Here is a 16,402-nt window from a genome sequence, read left to right as displayed (position 1 = left end):
GTACTACGGGCAAGTACTACGGCGGCCAGGAGCGGGCCGGGCAGGATCTCACCACGCCAGCTGGGCGATCTCCTCCGCCACCACCGCGCAGGCGTCCGCCGCCGGGTCGATCAGCGGGAAGTGGCCGACGTCCTCCAGGAGCGTGAGGCCGGCCACCTCGCCCGCCTTCGCCGCCGCGTCCGCGTAGGCCTCGGCGACCGCCTGCGGGACGGTGAGGTCGGTGCGGCCCTGCACGAGGGTGGTCGCGATGCCGGTGGGGAGCAGCAGGGCGGGGTCGGCGTACGGCCGGCGCTCGGCGAACTTCTCGTCGCCGCCCAGCAGTTGACGTGTCGCCCCGGCGCACACGTCGAGCTTGTCGGCGACCTCGAAGTCGGCGATCGGGGCCAGGGCGACGACCCCGCGCAGGGGCGCGGGCCGCTCGAGGTGCCAGGGAGCGTCGCCGGGCAGCAGGTGCCGGGCCGCGGCCCACAGCGCGAGGTGGCCGCCGGCCGAGTGCCCGGTGACGACGACGCGGCGGAGGTCGGCCTGCGCCAGGTTCTCGCGCACCAGGCCGGGCAGCGCGTCCAGCGCGGCCGCGACGTCGTCGAAGGTCTCCGGCCACCGGCCCGCGACCGGTGCGCCCCCGCCCTGGGCCGGGATCGCGCTCCCCCGCCGGTACTCGACGCTGGCCACGGCGAAGCCGCGCCGGGCGAGGAAGTCCGCGAACGGGGAGATGTGCCGGCGGTCGTACGCCGCCCGCCAGGCGCCCCCGTGCAGCACGACGACCAGCGGGACGGGGCCGCCCGGGACCGACTCGGCGCGCGGGGCGTAGAAGTCGACCAGCTGGTCGGGGTGGTCACCGTACGCGGCGGTGGAGTCGGGGTCGACCGCCGGGTGCGCGAACGCCGACTCCTCCTCGGCGGCGGCCCGGGCTGCTGCGGCGTCGTCCGGCATGCTCCAACCTCTCAGCGACGTAAACGATTTGGCGGACCAGGTGCGATACAGGCCGTTGGCGGGGACGGTATCAGGCCGGTGACGTGCGCGGACACGGGGATGTCACGCTCGGTGAGGGGAAAACGGTTCTGTAACCGCGCAAGCCGGGCGGTTCCGAGGAACGGCCCGGCCTGCGCGTCGGGCGCCGCGGCTATCCGGCGAGGGTTTCGGCCAGCACCCGGGCCGCCCGCTCGGCGTCGGCGAACCCGACGTAGAGCGGGGTGAAGCCGAACCGCAGGACGTCCGGATGCCGGAAGTCCCCGACCACCCCTCGCTCGATCAGCCGCTTCATGACGTCCCCGGCGTCCCCGCAGCGCAGGGCCACCTGGCTGCCGCGCTCCGCGTGGGCGGCCGGCGTCAGCGACTCCACCCGGCCCGCGGGCACGTACTCCCGCACGCACTCCAGGAAGAAGTCCGTCAGCGCCAGGGACTTGGCCCGCACGGCCTCGACCGGGACACCGTCCCAGACCTCCAGCGCGGCCTCCAGGGCCAGCATGGAGAGGATGTCCGGGGTGCCGACCCGGCCGCGCCGGGCGCCGGACGCGGGCTCGTACTCCGGCCGCATCCCGAAGGGCTCCGCGTGGGAGTTCCAGCCGGGCAGCGGGGAGTCGAAGCGGTCCTGCAGACCGGCGCGCGCATAGAGGTACGCCGGTGAACCCGGGCCGCCGTTGAGGTACTTGTACGTGCAGCCGACGGCGAGGTCGACGCCGTGCTCGTCCAGCCCGACCGGCAGCGCGCCCGCGCTGTGGCACAGGTCCCAGACGGCCACCGCGCCCGCCGCGCGGACAGCGGCCGTCAGACCGGGCAGGTCGTGCAGCCGGCCCGTGCGGTAGTCGACGTGGTTCAGCAGGACGGCGGCCGTACGGCCGGACAGCGCGCCCGGCACCTCGGCCGGCTCCAGCGGGCGCAGCGCGCACCCCGTCATCCGGGCCGCCGAGGCGGCGATGTAGCCGTCCGTGGGGAAGGTCGTCGCGTCGACCAGGATCTCGTCCCGGCCGCCGCCGGCCAGCCGTACGGCCCCGACCAGCGCCTTGAAGACATTGACGCTCGTCGAGTCGCCCACGACGATCTGCCCGGGTGCCGCCCCGACCAGCGGCGCGATCCGGTCGCCGATCCGCTCGGGCGCCGTCCACCAGCCGCTCTCGTCCCAGGACCGGATGCGCAGCGCGCCCCACTGGCGCCGTACGACGTCGTCCATCCGGCCGGGGACGGCCAGCGGCAGCGCGCCGAGGGAGTTGCCGTCGAGGTACACCGTCTCGTCGAGGACGAACCTCTTGCGGACCCCGGCCAGCTCGTCGGCGGCGTCCAGTTCGGCCGCCCGGGCGCCGAGGCCGCTCGCGTCAGACATGGGACCTCGCCGTCCACAGCTCGGGGAAGACGTTCTTCTGCGCGCGCTTCTCCAGCCAGGCCACGCCCGCCGAGCCGCCGGTGCCTGCCTTGGCACCCATCGCGCGGCGGGTGGCCACCAGATGGTCGTTGCGCCATCGCCACACCAGCTCGGCGACGTCGGTCAGCGCCTCGCCGAGGCGGGCGAGCTCGGCGTGCTCGTCGCCGGAGTAGATCCCGGTCCAGACGGCCTCCACCGCCTCCGACGGCTCGTAGCGCCGCGACACGTCGCGCCGCAGGACCGAGTCGGGGACCGGGTGGCCGCGCCGTGCCAGCAGGCGCAGCACCTCGTCGTACAGGCACGGCTCGTGCAGCGCCTTCTCCAGCTCGGCGTGGACGCGCGGGGCGCCGCGGTGCGGGACGAGCATGGACGCGGACTTCTCGCCGAGCAGGAACTCCATCCGCCGGTACATCGCCGACTGGAAGCCGGAGCCCTCGCCGAGTGCGGAGCGGTAGGAGTTGAACTGCGCCGGGGTGAGCTGGCCGAGCGGCTTCCAGGAGGCGTTCAGCGCCTCCAGCTCGCGCACCGAGCGCTTCAGCGCGTCGACCGCCACCTGCACCCGGTCCTCACGAAGGGACCGCGCGGCGGTCTCCCACTCGTGGACGATCACGGTGAACCACAGCTCCATCACCTGGGTGGTGACCAGGAAGACCATCTCTCCGGGATCGTCGGAGAGGGGGTGCTGGAGGTGGGTGAGCACGTCCGCCTGGACGTAGTCCTCGTACGGTGTCGTGCCCTGGAAATCGAGATGCGGGGTCTCGGGCTCGGAAGCCTCGTGGGACATCGCTGTCTCCTGATGTGTACTCCGGGTAGCGGTCCGCCCCTGCCGTTACCGGCACGGGGGCCCCGGTCCCCACCGGCATCCTCCGCAATGACCCCGGGCGCCGCAAGGTCCGCCCGGTCACACCGGGCGGACCCGCGGCCTCGCGGACCCGCCGCCGCCTAGCCCAGCGTCTGGGCCGCCGCCGGCGAGGAGTCCTTCAGGAACTGCGAGCAGCGCTCGTACTCCTCCTGCTCGCCGATCGACTGCGCGGCGCGGGCGAGGGCGTGCAGCGCGCGCAGGAAGCCGCGGTTCGGCTCGTGCTCCCAGGGCACCGGGCCGTGCCCCTTCCAGCCGTTGCGGCGCAGCGCGTCCAGGCCGCGGTGGTAGCCCGTACGGGCGTAGGCGTACGACTCCACGACGCTGCCCCGCTCGAACGCCTCGTCGGCCAGCTGGGCCCAGGCCAGCGAGGACGTCGGGTACTTGGCGGCGACGTCCGCGGGCGCGGTGCCGCCGGCCAGCAGCTCGCGGGGCGCGGGGTCGTCGGGGAGGTGGGTCGGGGGCGGGCCCCCGAGGAGGTTCTCGTGAATCGACATGCGTCCAAGTCTGCGGCATCACTCGGCGCGGGGCGCCGGCGGAGCCTTCGCCAGGAGCCGCCTGCGGGCCCGCTGCCCCTCCAGCGGCGGCGCCATGACCGACCCGTGCGTACGGCACTCCGGGCGGCGGCAGTCCGCGGGCAGGGAGCGCACGGTCGCGAAGGCCACCGCCGAGCCGGCCACCAGCACACCGGCACAGATGAGCATCGCCCGGTGGAAGGCGTCGTCGAAGGCGCCGGCCGAGCGGTAGGCGTCCGGGCCCATGCCGGCGAGCAGCGGCAGCGCGGCCACCGCGATCAGACCGGCGGCGCGGGCGGCGGCGTTGTTGATGCCGCTGGCCAGACCCGCCCGCGCGGTGTCCACCGAGCCCAGGACGGTCGAGGTCAGCGGGGCGACCAGGGTGACCATGCCGGTGCCCAGGACCAGGACCGCGGGCAGGACGTCGGACACGTACGAGGCACCGGGCCCGACCCGCAGCATCAGCAGCATCCCGGCCGCGCACAGCAGGGGCCCGACGGTGAGCGGGACGCGGGGGCCGATGCGGTCGGCCAGGGCGCCCGAGCGGGCCGAGAACAGCAGCATCAGGGCGGTCGTCGGCAGCAGCGCCGTACCGGCGGCGAGGGGCGACCAGCCGACGGCGACCTGGAGCTGGAGGGCGGTGAGGAAGAAGAAGCCGCCGAAGGCCGCGTACACGCACAGGGTGACCAGGTTGACGGCCGTGAACTGGCGGGAGGCGAAGATGTCCAGCGGCATCATCGGGTCCGGGCTGCGCTTCTCGACCCGGACGAAGGCGATGCCCGCGGCCACCCCGGCCACCGCGGTGACGGCGACCTGCAGGGAGCCCTGACGCGCCTCGATCAGGGCGTAGGTGACCAGGCCGAGGGCGAGCGCGCCGAGGACCGCGCCGAGGACGTCGAAGCGGCCGTGCGGTGCGGCTCCCGCGCTCCCGGCGGGGCCCGGGCGGGCGGTGCCCCCGTCCGACTCCGGGACGTGGCGCAGGGCGATCGGGGCGCACAGCAGGGCCAGCGGGACGTTGAGCAGGAAGACCCAGCGCCAGCCGGGACCGTCCACCAGCCAGCCGCCCAGGAACGGGCCGACGGCCGCGCCGATGCCGCCGAAGCCGGACCACAGGCCGACCGCCCTGCTGCGGTCGTCGGGGTGGAAGGACGCCTGGATCAGGGCCAGGGAGCCCGGCGTGAGGAGCGCGCCGCCGGCCCCCTGCAGGGCGCGGGCGGCGATCAGGACGCCGGAGCTCGGCGCGAGACCGCACATCAGGGACGCCGTGGCGAACCAGACGACGCCGAGGACGAAGATCCTGCGGCGGCCGTAGCGGTCGCCGAGGGAGCCGCCGAGCAGGATCAGCCCGGCCAGCGTCACCATGTAGGCGTTGACCGTCCACTGCAGCGCGGCGAGGTTGGTGTGCAGGTCGCGGCCGATGCGCGGCAGGGCGACGTTGACGACGGTCGAGTCCAGCATCGCCATGCTGGAGCCGAGAACGGTGGTGAGCAGAATCCACTTGCCCTGGGGCGAGGCGATCCGGACGTCGGGCATGACCCCAGGTATACAGCGAGCCCGGTGCCGGGGCACCGGGCTCGCTGAGGAAGACGGCCGGGGCCGCTTCCCGGTCACCTGATCCTCTACTTGATCCTCGTGCCGCTGGAGCGCAGGTTCGCGCAGGCCTGCGTCACCCGCGCGGCCATGCCCGCCTCGGCCAGCTTGCCCCAGGTGCGCGGGTCGTAGGTCTTCTTGGAGCCGACCTCGCCGTCGACCTTCAGCACGCCGTCGTAGTTCTTGAACATGTGGTCGGCGACGGGACGCGTGAAGGCGTACTGCGTGTCCGTGTCGATGTTCATCTTGACCACGCCGTTCTCCAGCGCGGTCAGGATCTCCTGCTCGGTGGAGCCGGAGCCGCCGTGGAAGACGAAGTCGAACGGGGACTGCTTGCCGAACTTCGCGCCCACGCCCTCGTTCAGCTCCTTCAGGAGCTCCGGGCGCAGCACGACGTTGCCCGGCTTGTAGACGCCGTGCACGTTGCCGAAGGACGCGGCCAGCAGGTAGCGGCCCTTCTCGCCCAGGCCCAGCGCCTCCGCGGTGCGGATGGCGTCGTCGACCGTGGTGTACAGGGAGTCGTTGATCTCGTGCGAGACGCCGTCCTCCTCGCCGCCGGTCGGGGTGATCTCGACCTCGAGGATGATGTTCGCCCGGCGGGCCTGCTCCAGGAGCTCCTGCGCGATGGCGAGGTTGTCCGCGAGGGTCTCGGCGGAGCCGTCCCACATGTGCGACTGGAAGAGCGGGCCGAGGCCGGCCTCGACGCGCTTGGCGGAGACCGCCAGCAGCGGGCGTACGTACCCGTCGAGCTTGTCCTTCGGGCAGTGGTCCGTGTGCAGCGCGACGGTGACCGGGTACTTCTCGGCGACGATGTGCGCGTACTCGGCCAGGGCCACCGCGCCGGTGACCATGTCCTTGCTGTACTGGCCGCCCAGGAACTCGGCGCCACCCGTGGAGATCTGGACGATGCCGTCGCTCTCCGCCTCGGCGAAACCGCGCAGCGCCGCGTGCAGGGTCTGGCTCGAGGTCACGTTGATGGCCGGGTAGGCGAACTTGCCTGCCTTCGCCCGGTCCAGCATCTCGTTGTAGACCTCGGGAGTTGCGATGGGCATCTGTCCGCTCCTTGGTATGTGCGGTTGGCGTTCTGCGTACTACGGCCCTGACCTAGACCTTGGGGGCTGACGTCGTCGTCGGCCCCATCTTCCCAGACTCGGCCGGGTGCTCTGCCCGTCCTGTCCAGCTTGTGGATACTCCCTGTGGACAACCTCTGTGGACAACCTCGGCGCACAGGCTCCGCGGACAGGCCCCGCGGGCAGGCCCCGCGCAGAGGCTCCGCGGACATTCTCGGGCGGGCGGGCGGTTGGCGGCGGACGGCGAGGGGCGAGCGGCGGGCGGGCCGGTCAGTCGAGACCCAGCTCGTCCTTCGAGAACGCGAACAGGTACGGCACTCCCGCGCCGTCCCGGATCTTCTCGGCGGCACCGGTCGCGCGGTCCACGATGGTCGCCACCCCGGCCACCTCCGCGCCCGCCTCGCGCACCGCCTCGACGGCGGTCAGCGGGGAGCCGCCGGTGGTGGAGGTGTCCTCGACGACCAGCACCCGGCGGCCGGCGATGTCCGGGCCCTCGACGCGGCGCTGCAGCCCGTGCGCCTTGGCGGCCTTGCGCACCACGAAGGCGTCCAGCCGCTGCCCGCGCGCGGCGGCCGCGTGCAGCATCGCCGCGGCGACCGGGTCGGCGCCCATGGTCAGACCGCCCACCGCGTCGAAGTCGAGGTCGGCGGTGAGGTCCAGCAGCACCTGTCCGACCAGCGGGGCGGCCTCCCCGTCCAGGGTGATCCGGCGCAGGTCGACGTAGTAGTCCGCCTCCAGCCCCGACGACAGGGTCACCTTGCCGTGCACCACGGCCTTGTCCTTGATCTGCTGCAGCAGCGCGCCCCGCGCGCCCGGCGGCATTGCTTCGTCGACGTCCGTCATGCCGTCAGCTTAAAGGCGCCGCCAGGCCCAGGTCGTCGTGGCTTCGAGCGGCTCCAGCAGGGTGACCTGGCGGGGCATCGTGTTCAGACCGTCGGGCGGGCCGGTCTGCGGTTCCACGCACACCGCCTCCCGCTGCTCGTCGTAGACGACGACCCACTCCTCGCGGCTGCTCACCCTCAGCTCCAGCTGCCCGGGCCAGGTCAGGGTGACGTCGACGCCGCCGGGCATGCCGAAGCAGTCGTCCCACGGGCCGGGCGCGGGCTCGACGCGGTTGCCGGTGGGCAGGTGGTCCGCGCCGCGCTCCTCCTGCCAGGCCGGGGCGAAGTCCAGCCGTACGTCCTCGCCGCCGAGGTTGCGGTTGAACCAGGGGTGCCAGCCGATCTGGGCCGGGAAGGAGGAGGCGTGCGTCTCCACCGACATCGTCAGCGTCAGGGACCCGGGCGTGAGGGCGAACTGCTGCGTGACCCGGCCGGCATAGGGCCACGGCTCCACCAGGTCGTAGGTGATGACCGCCTCGTCGGGGCGCACCCGCACGACGCTCCAGGCGCCGTCGCGGACCGTGCCGTGGATGGCGTGCGGCGGGGAGCTGAGGGGCATCTGGTGGACGGTCGCCCCGTCCCGGAAGCGGCCGTCCCTCATCCGCCCGCACCAGGGGACCATCGGGAAGCAGCCGAAGCGCTCGCCCTGGCGCAGCAGTTCGGTACCGCCGACGCGCAGTCCCCCCACCCGGCCGCCGTTGCCCGGCCGCACGGTCACCTCCGCGTCGCCCGCGGTCAGCGTGATGTCTTCGTTACTCACGGGACGACCCTACTGGGGCGATCAAGACCGCCGCGCCTCCTGCCGGTGCGCCGTCGCCGCCCGCTCAGCGGCGCTTGCGCAGCACCCGGCCGACGACGATCGCCGACGCCACCACCACGGCCGCCGCCGGCGCCGCCCAGCGCAACGGGGAGCCACCGGAGACCGACTGCGGGGCCGGTACGGGGGCGTAACGACCGCGGGGCGGCGCGTGGTCGACCTCCTCGGCGCTGCGACCGATCATCGTGCGCCGCGCGTGGGCGGCTTCGGCGGGGGGCCGGGGGGCGTCGGTGAGGTCGCTGGGGGCGGAGTCGGGGTCGGGGCCGGGGGTGGAGGCCGATTCGGTGGCGGGGGCAGGGGCGGGGGCGTCGTCGGCGGCGTCAGCGTCGGGGGTGGAGCCCCCGGGGCCGGCGTCGTCGTCCCCGGTCTCCGCCTCGGTGCCACCGGCCCCCGTCCCGCCGTCACCGGTCCCCGTCCCGCCGTCACCGGCCTCGGCCCCGGTCTCGTCGTCCGCGAGGGGGTCCAGGGACGGCGGGGGGACCTCGGTGTCGAAGACCGAGGGGGATTCGGTGCCGGCGGCGGGGGCGGACGCGGAATCGGTGCCGGCGGCAGGGGCGGGGGCGTCGTCGGCGTCGGGGGTCGTCTCGAAGTCGCTGGTCGCCTTGGGTTCGAAGTCCTGGGTGACCAGGGGTTCGGGTTCCTCGGCCGCCTCGGGCGCCTTGCCTGCCCCGCCTGCCTCGCCTGCCTCGCCTGCCTCGCCTGCCTCGAATACCTCTTCCGCCCCGGATGCCCCGGATGCCCCGGGTGCTCCGGATGCCGGGGGCTGCTCCGCCGCGAGCGACGCCAGGTTCTCCGCGAAACGGTTCAGCAGCCGTGTGGCGGCCGACGTGACCTGCTCGGCCGGGAGTTCGGTGAGCCGGCCTTCGGCGGAGGCCGTCCCGCCGAAGATCAGCCGGGAGCCGTCCTCGGCCTCCTCGACGCGGAGCGTGAGCGCGAGCTTGACGGAACCGGTGCCGCGGGACTCGGCGCCGTCGCCCTCGGCGGTGTACGAACCGTCGTCCCGGCGGGTGACACGAACGGTGCCCCGGTAGGTCACGGAGTGGCTGCCGACGCGCACTTTCAGCCGCCCCGAGACGGGCTCCGCGCCCGCGTCCTGCTGCAGGCCGGGGACCGCGCGGGCGACCCTTGCCGGGTCGGCGAGGGTCTCCTGCAGCCGCTGGGCCGGAACCGGAACGAACACCTCATGCTCCATGTCACGCGAGCCTACCCAGGAGGCCGGATCCTGCACCCCCGTTGGTCGAAAGTGACCGCGCGGCGGGTCGTGACGGTGCGTCGGCCACCGCTGCCCGCCGGTTCAGTACCGCGGATGGACCAGCGTCGAAGCCGGCAGACCGCCGACGCGCGTGGCCGCCGCGGCCCTCGCGTCCGCCCGCAGGACCGATTCGGTGAGGGTGCGCGGGCGTGGCTGGTTCGGATCCAGGCTCAGGCGTGGCCGGCCGGCCGCGGACGCCAGGAGGAAGCCCCAGTCGCGCGGGGCGCGGGACGCGCCGACGGTGCGGTCGGGCCCCGCGGCGGAGCCGGCCTCACTGCCGCTCACGCGGTAGGGGAGGGTGTGCAGGCCGGCGGCGCGCAGGGTCGCGTCCACCGTCCAGAACACGCGCGGCCGGGTGACGACCGGGCCCGCGTGCACCACGAGCCGACCACCGGGCGCGAGGGCGCGCCGGGCGAGGCCGTAGAACTCCTCGGAGTACAGCTTCGTACTGGCGGTGATGCCCGGGTCGGGGAGGTCCGCGATGATCACGTCGTACGCCGAGGCCGGCGCCGTGCGCAGCCGGCGGAAGGCGTCGGCCGTCGTCTCGTGCACGCGCGGGTCGTCGTAGACGTGGCCGTTCAGCCGGGACAGGGCCGGGTCGTGCCGGGCCAACCGCACGACCTGCGGGTCTAGTTCGACGACGTCCACGCGCCGCACCCCGGAGTGGCGCAGCACCTCGCGTGCGGCCAGGCCGTCGCCGCCGCCGAGGATGAGCACGCGCGCGTGCGGGCCGTTCATCGCCGGGTGCACCAGGGCCTCGTGGTAACGGAGTTCGTCGCGGCCGCTGACTCTCAGGCGGCCGTCGAGGAAGAGGTCGAGGGGGCGGCCGCGGGTGCCGCCGGTGAGGACGACCTCCTGGACGCCGGTCTGCAGCGCCACGCGGATGTCCTTGCCGTAGACCGCGTGCCGCGCGGCCCGTTCGAAGTCGTCGACCAGGGCAGCCGCGGAGGCCAGGATGCCGAGGACGGTGATGTTGGCGATCAGCAGCAGCCAGCGCGCGCGGGGCGTCAGGTCCCGGCGGAACAGGCCGAGGACGAGGGCGCCGCCCGCGATCGCGTTGACGGCGCCGGTGATCAGGGCACCGGTCAACTGCCCGAGCAATGGCAGGAGAAGGAACGGGAAGGCGAGTCCGCCGACGAGCGCGCCGACGTAGTCCGCCGCGAACAGGTCGGCCACCGCACCGCCCGCGTCCTGGCGGCGGATGCGCTGGATGAGCTCCATCAGGAGCGGGACCTCGGCGCCGATCAGCAGCCCGATGGTCAGGGAGAAGGCCACCAGGAGCCAGCGCGGGCCCCACAGTCCGCCCCAGTCGCCCGTCCAGGCGAAGACGGCGTACAGCGCCATCGCGCTGCAGCCGCCGACGAGCGCCAGGATCGCCTCGATCGCGCCGAAGCCGGCCGCCGCCCGCCAGCGCAGGCGCTTCGCGCCGAGCGAGCCGATGCCCATCGCGAAGACCATGACGGACAGGACGACCGACGCCTGGGTGACCGAGTCGCCGATCAGGTACGAGGCCAGGGCGACCAGTTCGAGTTCGTACACGAGTCCGCAGGCCGCGCAGACGAACACGCACGCCAGCACGAGGAAGCGTCCGGTGTCCGGCTGCACGGGCAGCCGCGGCCGGCCCGCCCAGTCGGGCGGGGAGCCGGGGGGTGCCGGGGCGTGCGGTTCGATCACGACTGCGACGTTACGTCACAGCTGCGTCACGCTTCGTCACCCACACGTGTGGAACTGTCGGTCAGTTGGGCGTGCGGTGTTTGAGGGCGCGCGTCCGGGTCAGGCGTCCGCCGGACTGAGCTGCGGCGCCGGCACCCGGACGCCCACCCGGGTCCGCGTCGCCACCAACTGCCCGTCCTGCGGGTACGCGTGCCAGGTCCGCCAGTGGACCTGGCCCCCGTGGCGCTGGGCCAGCAGCGCGGTGAACGCGTGCGGGCTGCCGGGGAACACGCCCGCCAGGCCGTGCGGATGGTCGGCGACCAGCGCGAGCAACTCCTGTGCGCGGCCCGCGAACGACCCCGGTGACAGCACCTCCACGCGGGCGGCGAACTCGTACTCCCAGTCGCCCACCCGCTTGGCGACGCCCAGCGGCAGGGGTGTGCTGCTGCCGGGGATGCACGCCACCGTCTCCGAACAGCGTCCCCGCTCCTGCTCCAGGAGCACCTGGTGGGACGCGCCCAGCAGTCTCAACTGCAGTTTCGCGCTCGCCAGTTCGAGGTCGAGCGTGGCCAGGGCGTCAAGCGGCTCCCGCCCGAGGGCCCAGGCGAGATCGGCCGCGCGCGTGTCGGTGTATGAGGTGTTGAGGGTCGTGAGCATGGGTCGGCTCTCCGCTGGCACGCAAAGAAAAGGGGGGAAGGTGTGGGGGTCCGGCACACCCCGGCGACTCCCGGGAATCGGCCCGGCCAGCCCGGTCAGGAGGTCAGAAGGTCTACGCGGGACGTCCGAGGGGGGCTGCGTCGGTGATTTAGAGGGAATCATGAACGGTGGCGCCGCCACAGCCTTTTTACCCAACTTCGTTGGGTTTCCATCCCTCAGAGGGCTCCTCTGCTCAACTGTTCAACCATGGCGTGCGCCGCGGTGGCCACGCGTACGCCGGAGCGCGTTCGGGGCGGCTGGGATTCCCCCGCCCGGGCGAAGCCGGACGGGGCGCGGAAGCCGGGAGCGGGGCACCCGCCGGAACGAGCGCCCGGCGCGTGCCCCAGCTCGATGCCCGGGATGTCCGGGCAGATGCCCGACGATCCGACGGATGCCCGACGAGACCCGGTGGCTGCCCGACGACTCGACGGATGCCCGACGACCCGACGGGTGCCCGACGACCCGACGGGTGCCCGACGACCCGACGGGTGCCCGACGACCCGACGGGTGCCCGACGACCCGACGGGTGCCCGACGTGGCGGGATGTGGCGGGCCGTGGCGGGAGGGGATGCGGCTCCCCTGATGGAGCTCGGCTGCCCCGTGTCAGCTGCCTCCGCCGCATCCGCCCCCGCCACCGCAGGACGACCCACCGCCACAGGAGTGGCCGCCCCCGCAGGAGGAGTGGCCGCCCCCGCAGGAGGAGTGGCCGCCCCCGCAGGAGTGGTGACCCCCGTGGTGCCCCCCGTGCCCGCCCGACGAGCCGCCGTCGCCGGCCCACCAGCTGCCGCCCCCGGCGGCGTACGAACCGCTCCGGCCCGCCGCGCCGTACCGCTTCGACCCGCCCCTGCGCACTGCCGACACGACGACCGCCACGAACACGATCACGACCGCCGCCACGATGAAGCCGGTCATGGCGCCACCGTCCTTTCGGTTGCCCCGAAGCAGCCCCCCGTGGGCGCCTCTGTTTCTCGCGTGCACGAGGGATGCCCGGCCGTTTCCGCGACCAAAGCAGAGTTGAGGAACTTCTGAGGGTCAACGAATGGAAAAGCCCTCTGACCTGCACCGTCTCAGACCCCAGGGACCGCCTGAGACGCACTGCGCCGTACACGTACCGCGATCTCCCTCCGGGCGACGCCGGAACACGGCGCCGATGGCGCGCCGGGCCGCCCGCGTTCGAGCCCTTGCCCGCCGGCTCGCGTTGCTGACCCGATGGCGGCGGCGCAATCTGGGAAGAAGAAGCCTCATGTCGTGAGGTGACCCCCATGAACCGCCTCGTCCGCGTGGGAACAGTGCCCTTGCTGCTGGCCGCAGTGACAGGCGTGAGCGGCTGTGGAGGCAGCGGTCCAACGCCCGGGCAGAGCCCCACCACAGTGATCAGAACCGTCACTGAGCCGGCGACGCCGTCACCGCCCGGGTCCACGGCATCGCTGCCCCCACCGACAACGCCGGCGCCTGTGTCACCCCGGCCGACGCGCCCGGCCACGGTCAGCAATGCGTCGTCAGTGGTCCGCGCGTACTTCGCCGCCATCAACGCTCAGGACTATCGACGGGCCTGGGACCTCGGGGGCAAGCACCTCTCGCCCTCCTACGGAGCCTTCGCCAACGGATTCGCGACCACCGCCCACGACACGGTCCACATCCTCCGCACAGACAGCGGCACCGTCTCGGTCCGACTGGAGGCGACGCAGACCGACGGCTCGGAGAGGGTCTTCGAAGGCACCTACACGGTCCGTGGCGGCACGATCGTCACGGCTGACATGCACGACGTGACCGGGCCCGGGCCGCACTCCAGCGGACCCTCCCCTTCCTACAAGAACTGCGACGAGGCTCGTGCCGCCGGCGCCGCGCCCATCCACGAGGGGGAGCCGGGCTACGCGCCCCACCTCGACCGAGACCACGACGGAGTGGCCTGCGAATCATGATCGAGCCGAGCCGCAGTGGGGGGTGTACCGACAGACGGCAGCGCGCCGAGGCCGCCACAGCCGTGCCTCCCCGCTCTCCCCGCCCTCCTGGTACGGAACGCCGCCGGCGTCGAGGACCGTGGTCCGGCATCATCCCGGGCCGTCCCCGGACGTCCGGGACCGGCGGACGGTTGGACACCCACGGCGGCCGCCGATCCGCGAACGTGAGTTGAGGAACCTCGGTGCTTCGGCGCAGGATGGCCCGCATGACCTCCAGCAGCCGTCCGCTCCTCAACCGCCGTCTCGCCGAGTTCGGGACGACGATCTTCGCCGAGATGTCGGCCATGGCCGTGCGGACCGGGGCGATCAACCTGGGGCAGGGTTTTCCGGACACGGACGGTCCCGAGGAGGTCCGGGAGGCGGCGGTGCGGGCGCTGCGCGACGGGCGTGGGAACCAGTACCCGCCGGGGCCCGGCGTGCCGGAGCTGCGCTCCGCGATCGCCGCGCACCAGGAGCGGCGCTACGGCCTGTCGTACGACCCCGGCGCGGAGGTCCTCGTCACCGCCGGCGCCACGGAGGCCATCGCCGCCTCCCTGCTGGCCCTGCTGGAGCCCGGCGACGAGGTGATCGCCCTCGAGCCGTACTACGACTCCTACGCGGCCTCCATCGCCATGGCGGGCGGCACGCGCGTGCCGGTCACCCTCCATCCGCACGAGGACCGCTTCCGCCTGGACCTCGACGAGCTGCGCGAGGCGGTGACGGACCACACCCGGCTGCTGCTCGTCAACACCCCGCACAACCCCACCGGCACGGTCCTCACCCGCACCGAGCTCACCGCGATCGCCGAGCTGGCCGTCGAGCGGGACCTGCTCGTGGTCACGGACGAGGTGTACGAGCACCTTGTCTTCGACGGCTCCGAGCACGTGCCGCTCGCCACCTTCCCCGGGATGCGGGAGCGGACGGTCACGATCGGGTCGGCCGGCAAGACGTTCTCCTTCACCGGCTGGAAGGTGGGCTGGGTGACCGGCCCCGCGGAGCTCGTGGCCGCCGTCCGCTCGGCGAAGCAGTACCTGACGTATGTCGCCTCCGGCCCCTTCCAGTACGCGGTCGCCGAGGCGCTGCGCCTGCCGGACTCGTACTTCGAGGAGTTCCGCGCCGATATGCGGGGCAAGCGCGAACTGCTCGCGGGCGGCCTGGAGCAGGCGGGCTTCAGAGTCTTCCGCCCAGCCGGCACGTACTTCATCACCACCGACATCCGCCCCCTCGGCGAGAGCGACGGCTTCGCCTTCTGCCGTGCGCTGCCGGAGCGCTGCGGGGTGGTCGCGATCCCCAACGCGGTCTTCTACGACCACCGTGAGCAGGGCGCACCCTTTGTCCGATTCGCGTTCTGCAAGCGGACAGGCGTGCTGGAGGAGGCGGCCTCCCGACTCAAGACGCTGGCCGCCTGACAGCCACAGACGTACCAGCAAAGGTACCGGCCACACGGCCTGGTTGCTCCTGGCCTCCGCGCACCCGCACTCGACTGCCGCCTAGTCGACCGGGACACCGGTGATCGGCAGTCGTATCACGCAGCCCGCCTGTCGACGGACACGCTTCCATCAGCGATCAACCGGTGCCGCTGGGCCCGGTGACAGTGTCCCCGGATCATGCAGGACAGGGGCAGCAAAGAGTCATACCAGCCCCGAAGGATACGAACCCGAGCTGGGCTCTACGAAGAAGGTGGTGTGCGGGTAGTAGCCCTCCTCGGCCAGCCGGGCGCGGGCCCGGCCGCTCTGTCGCTCATCGCGGAACCGGTGGTACCGGCTCCAGGAGCGCTCGTCACCGGCGAGGACGTCCTTGAAGCGCCGGAAGGCGCCCCGCCCACCGATGGCGATCCGCAGCCGGTCGGCAAGGGCGGCGTCCCCGACCTCTTCGGTGAACAGCTCCATGTCCCGGTAACCGGCCCGGGACCCCAGAGCCGGCACGTACAGCCATCGCTCGGGATCGTCGTCCTCCTCGGCCTCGGGCCCAAGTCCCAGCTTATCGGTGAACGCTGGCCAGCACTCACCGGTGGACAGATCGATCCGGCCACCGGACTCGGCCGGGTCGCCCTCCAGCAGCATGGCGAGCATCTCCAGATCGACCGCGAGCGGGCGCAGGAGGGGGATCGCCGCGTCTCCCGTGGCCGCGCGCAACCGGTCCGCCAGCTCCTCATCGCCCCGGAAGCCTCGCTCCTGGAGCGCGCCGAGAAACAAGGCCGCCATCTCCGCAGCCCCCGGCAGGCCCCGCGCCGCGGCCCCGGCCACACCATCGCCGGCCAGCTGCAGCACCTCACGCACGGGTCCACGACGCAACGCCGCGAGCAGCGCCACCCCGTCCCGCCCGTGGAGCGCGCCACGCACGGCCCGCAACCCGTCCTCGCCCCATCCCTCGACCACGACCCCGACGGTACGCGCCACCGAGGACGTACGACGCCGGAACCCATCGGCTTCCCTCCGCCCGGCTCCGTGCCGGTGTCGGCGCACCCGGCGTCTGGGGACCAGGCGGTGTTGCCCGGTCAGCGGCGCCGCCTGCGGCCGCTCCTACCTGAGGAGCGCCGGGTCTTCCGGGCGCGGGCGCCGCGGGTACCCAGTGCCCGGGCCGCCAGCTGCCTGAGCTCGTCGAGTCCGGCCCGGTCCGGGTGCGCGGAGTCCAGCGCGGCGGCAACCGCGTCCCTGGCCTGGGGGCCCTGGGCGCGGAGCATCTCCTCGGCGCCGTCCCCGCCGCCCGCCAACTCCACGAGCTGAAGCAGGCTCTCGGCGAGCACCAGCAGATGCTCGGCATCGGTCAT

At 73.4% G+C, this 16,402-nt stretch carries 16 protein-coding genes; 2 read left to right on the top strand and 14 right to left on the bottom strand.

Annotated elements, in window-relative coordinates; translation table 11 throughout:
- Positions 1-48: 48 nt before the first annotated feature.
- The 12 genes from ACJ9NR_RS21320 to ACJ9NR_RS21265 form a co-directional block, all read right to left on the bottom strand.
- Positions 49-933 carry an alpha/beta hydrolase gene (locus ACJ9NR_RS21320; protein WP_412493728.1) on the bottom strand — a complete coding sequence of 295 codons (885 nt, stop codon included), beginning with the start codon at positions 931-933 and terminating at the stop codon, positions 49-51.
- 190 nt (positions 934-1,123) lie between these two features.
- Positions 1,124-2,320, bottom strand: a complete 1,197-nt coding sequence (gene kynU, locus ACJ9NR_RS21315; RefSeq protein ID WP_412493729.1) for a kynureninase — start codon at positions 2,318-2,320, stop codon at positions 1,124-1,126.
- The gene (locus ACJ9NR_RS21310; protein WP_412493730.1) at positions 2,313-3,143 is read right to left on the bottom strand and encodes a tryptophan 2,3-dioxygenase family protein; all 831 of its coding nucleotides are present in this window, start codon (positions 3,141-3,143) and stop codon (positions 2,313-2,315) included. Before ACJ9NR_RS21310 ends, kynU begins: the two co-directional genes overlap by 8 nt.
- A 158-nt stretch (positions 3,144-3,301) precedes the next feature.
- Positions 3,302-3,715 (bottom strand): DUF3151 domain-containing protein, encoded by a 414-nt coding sequence (locus tag ACJ9NR_RS21305; protein WP_412493731.1) that lies wholly within the window; start codon positions 3,713-3,715, stop codon positions 3,302-3,304.
- Positions 3,716-3,733: 18 nt separating this feature from the next.
- Positions 3,734-5,266, bottom strand: a complete 1,533-nt coding sequence (locus tag ACJ9NR_RS21300) for an MFS transporter (protein WP_412493732.1) — start codon at positions 5,264-5,266, stop codon at positions 3,734-3,736.
- An 86-nt stretch (positions 5,267-5,352) separates the two neighbouring features.
- The gene (fbaA, locus tag ACJ9NR_RS21295) at positions 5,353-6,375 is read right to left on the bottom strand and encodes a class II fructose-bisphosphate aldolase (protein ID WP_412493733.1); all 1,023 of its coding nucleotides are present in this window, start codon (positions 6,373-6,375) and stop codon (positions 5,353-5,355) included.
- Between the two features lie 288 nt (positions 6,376-6,663).
- The gene (gene pyrE / locus ACJ9NR_RS21290) at positions 6,664-7,236 is read right to left on the bottom strand and encodes an orotate phosphoribosyltransferase (protein ID WP_412493734.1); all 573 of its coding nucleotides are present in this window, start codon (positions 7,234-7,236) and stop codon (positions 6,664-6,666) included.
- 9 nt (positions 7,237-7,245) lie between these two features.
- Positions 7,246-8,034 (bottom strand): aldose epimerase family protein, encoded by a 789-nt coding sequence (locus tag ACJ9NR_RS21285; RefSeq protein ID WP_412493735.1) that lies wholly within the window; start codon positions 8,032-8,034, stop codon positions 7,246-7,248.
- A gap of 64 nt (positions 8,035-8,098) precedes the next feature.
- Positions 8,099-9,283, bottom strand: a complete 1,185-nt coding sequence (locus ACJ9NR_RS21280; protein ID WP_412493736.1) for an SRPBCC domain-containing protein — start codon at positions 9,281-9,283, stop codon at positions 8,099-8,101.
- Positions 9,284-9,385: 102 nt separating this feature from the next.
- Positions 9,386-11,017 carry a polyamine aminopropyltransferase gene (locus ACJ9NR_RS21275; RefSeq protein WP_412493737.1) on the bottom strand — a complete coding sequence of 544 codons (1,632 nt, stop codon included), beginning with the start codon at positions 11,015-11,017 and terminating at the stop codon, positions 9,386-9,388.
- Between the two features lie 99 nt (positions 11,018-11,116).
- Positions 11,117-11,653, bottom strand: a complete 537-nt coding sequence (locus tag ACJ9NR_RS21270; RefSeq protein WP_412493738.1) for a DUF2617 family protein — start codon at positions 11,651-11,653, stop codon at positions 11,117-11,119.
- A gap of 642 nt (positions 11,654-12,295) precedes the next feature.
- Positions 12,296-12,604, bottom strand: a complete 309-nt coding sequence (locus ACJ9NR_RS21265) for a hypothetical protein (protein ID WP_412493739.1) — start codon at positions 12,602-12,604, stop codon at positions 12,296-12,298.
- Positions 12,605-13,194: 590 nt separating this feature from the next.
- Between ACJ9NR_RS21265 and ACJ9NR_RS21260 the strand changes: the two genes are divergently transcribed.
- Complete coding sequence (locus ACJ9NR_RS21260) at positions 13,195-13,614, top strand: excalibur calcium-binding domain-containing protein (protein ID WP_412493740.1); 420 nt, start codon at positions 13,195-13,197, stop codon at positions 13,612-13,614.
- Between the two features lie 236 nt (positions 13,615-13,850).
- Positions 13,851-15,041, top strand: a complete 1,191-nt coding sequence (locus ACJ9NR_RS21255) for a pyridoxal phosphate-dependent aminotransferase (RefSeq protein WP_412493822.1) — start codon at positions 13,851-13,853, stop codon at positions 15,039-15,041.
- A gap of 222 nt (positions 15,042-15,263) precedes the next feature.
- Here the strand turns inward: ACJ9NR_RS21255 and ACJ9NR_RS21250 are convergent, their stop codons facing one another.
- On the bottom strand, positions 15,264-16,010 hold the full coding sequence (locus tag ACJ9NR_RS21250; protein ID WP_412493742.1) for a hypothetical protein: 747 nt from the start codon (positions 16,008-16,010) through the stop codon (positions 15,264-15,266).
- 119 nt (positions 16,011-16,129) lie between these two features.
- Positions 16,130-16,402 carry a hypothetical protein gene (locus ACJ9NR_RS21245; protein ID WP_412493743.1) on the bottom strand — a complete coding sequence of 91 codons (273 nt, stop codon included), beginning with the start codon at positions 16,400-16,402 and terminating at the stop codon, positions 16,130-16,132.

The sequence above is a fragment of the Streptomyces sediminimaris genome (assembly GCF_047049295.1).
Taxonomy (GTDB): Bacteria; Actinomycetota; Actinomycetes; order Streptomycetales; family Streptomycetaceae; genus Streptomyces; species Streptomyces sediminimaris.
The sequence above is the reverse complement of the archived record's forward strand: the minus strand, read 5'-3'. Positions and strand labels throughout refer to the sequence as shown.